The sequence below is a fragment of the Caballeronia sp. LZ029 genome, from assembly GCF_031451275.1.
Classification (GTDB): Bacteria; Pseudomonadota; Gammaproteobacteria; order Burkholderiales; family Burkholderiaceae; genus Caballeronia; species Caballeronia jiangsuensis.
Genome location: NZ_JARUXO010000126.1, coordinates 1 through 2,151 on the forward strand (window position 1 = coordinate 1; position 2,151 = coordinate 2,151).

At 59.2% G+C, this 2,151-nt stretch carries 2 pseudogenes; one reads left to right on the forward strand and one right to left on the reverse strand.

The features are described 5' to 3' along the window. Positions 1-162: 162 nt before the first annotated feature. Positions 163-954, reverse strand: a pseudogene (locus QCE73_RS39240) (IS21 family transposase); the annotation flags it as partial. A 55-nt stretch (positions 955-1,009) separates the two neighbouring features. Here QCE73_RS39240 and QCE73_RS39245 point away from each other — a divergent pair. Then, positions 1,010-2,052: pseudogene (locus QCE73_RS39245) on the forward strand (IS3 family transposase); the annotation flags it as partial. Between the last annotated feature and the right edge of the window lie 99 nt (positions 2,053-2,151).

Genomic DNA, 2,151 nt, shown 5'->3' on the forward strand with positions numbered 1-2,151 from the left:
AACAAGGATTCTTGATCCCCGTTCGAGCCCCGAAACAGGCGCCTTTCTCTGGCGCCATTACGCCGAAAACACCCGGCTCCTTTACGGCGAAAGGCAACACAAGGCAAGCAAATATTCGAAATTTCTAACTATCACGTTCGCCTCTATCAATTTTCAGGAGTTTGCCTCGCGCGGAAAGATCTGATCGCGGTAGACTAGGTTGAGCAGCGCCATGGGCTTGCGGCGCAGCGCGTGGATGACATGCCGGCAATTGATGACGTGGCCGTGCTTGGCGTTGGGACCCGCGCGGCCGCGCTGCAGTGTCATCAGGGCCGTACTGCCCAGGAACAGCTCCAATCTGTCGTCGTACAGCCGCACGCGCAGGTGATGTCCGATCAGTCGTGACGGGACGGTATAGAACACCTTGCGCAGGACGAAGCCGCAGGTGGTCGTGACGTACACGCGCGTTTCCTCGTAGTCGCACGTACGCTGGACCGGAAGCGGTTGAAGCAGTGCCCGCTCGGCCTCAATGCGTTTGCCATTACGCGCGTTGATTCGACCGACGATCTCGTCGATGAAGCGGCGATAGGAACCGAGATCGTCGAAGTCGTGACTGCCGCGCAGAAGCAACGCATCACGCACTGCGTTCTTGAGGTGGCCATGAGGGCTCTCGATGGAGCCGTTCTCGTGGGCAACGCCACGGTTGTTGCGTGTGGGCTGCATGCCGTAGTGGGCGCACAGAGCATCGTAACGCGTGGTCAGATCCTTGCGCGCGTCAGCATCGAGATTGCGGAACGCCGCCCACAAGCTGTCGCTGCGGTGCTCGCGCGGCGCGCCTCCAAGTGCCCAGATGGCATTCTGCAGCCCTTCAGCCAGCGCGACATAGCTCTCGCCGCCGAGAATGACGTGAGCGTGCTCAAAGCCCGAGCAGGCTAGCCGGAAGTGATAGAGGCGGTGGTCAAGCGCTGGGCTGGCCCCCGCAAAAGCCGGACATCTGGTGACGCTTAAATTTTGAGGTAGTCTTCTGCCTATGTTTAAGTCTAGTCACAACGTGGAACATCTAGAAGTTCTGACCCAGCCTGAGCAGCGCCGCCGGCGCTCAGTTGATGAGAAACTCGCGATAGTTCGCGAGACATTCGAGCCCGGTGCAACCGTTTCTGGTGTCGCTCGCCGGCATCAAGTAAATGCCAACCAAGTCTTCGGCTGGCGCAAGCTCTATCAGGACGGGAGCCTATCGGCGGTCAGTGCCGGCGAGCAGGTTGTACCCGCATCCGACCTAGCCGAAGCGATGAAGCAGATTCGCGAGTTGCAGCGATTGCTTGGAAAGAAGACGATGGAGGTAGAAATCCTCCGTGAAGCAGTGGAGTATGGTCGAGCAAAAAAATTGACTGCGCGCTCACCATTGCTGCCGGGGGACGACCGTTGAAGACGGTCTGTGAAGTCCTGGGTGTGTCGCGCTCGAATCTAGCAGTCAAGTCGAAGCGGTCTGCTGATTGGATTGACCGGCGCAAGATGCCCGTCCTCGACGACACGGCGCTTGTCGCTGAACTTCAGGAGCTGTTAGGCGGTGTGCCGACATATGGATACCGACGTGCTTGGGCGCTGCTGAGGCGAAGCCGGGACGCGCTGGCTCAACCGCGCGTCAATGCAAAGCGGGTGTATCGAGTGATGCGTCGCCACGGCCTGCTGCTGGAACGTCGCCCTCGTCACGTCTCATCTACGCGTCGGCATGACGGCAAGGTCGCGGTGGATAGCAGCAACAGCCGCTGGTGCTCGGATGGCTTCGAATTCCGCTGCGATGACGGTGTCCCATTGCGTGTCGTCTTCGCACTCGACTGTTGTGACCGCGAAGCCATGAGTTGGGCTGCAAGCACAGGGGGCTACACTGGCGACATGGTGCGTGACGTCATGCTTCAAGCCGTCGAAAGGCGCTTCGCCGGCGCGTTGAAGGCTGAAAGCGAAGTCGAGTGGTTAAGCGACAATGGTTCCTGCTACATTGCCGACGACACATTAAAGTTCTCTCGGAAAATCGGACTGAAGCCGGTCACGACGCCAGTCAGAAGCCCGCAAAGCAAGGAGTAGGTTTCACATTGCACCTTGTCCGGTAGTTGGAGCGGCGATGAAGGTTGCTTGTGTAGCTTTGCGTCCAGCGGTGCCTCTTACGAGCGGGAC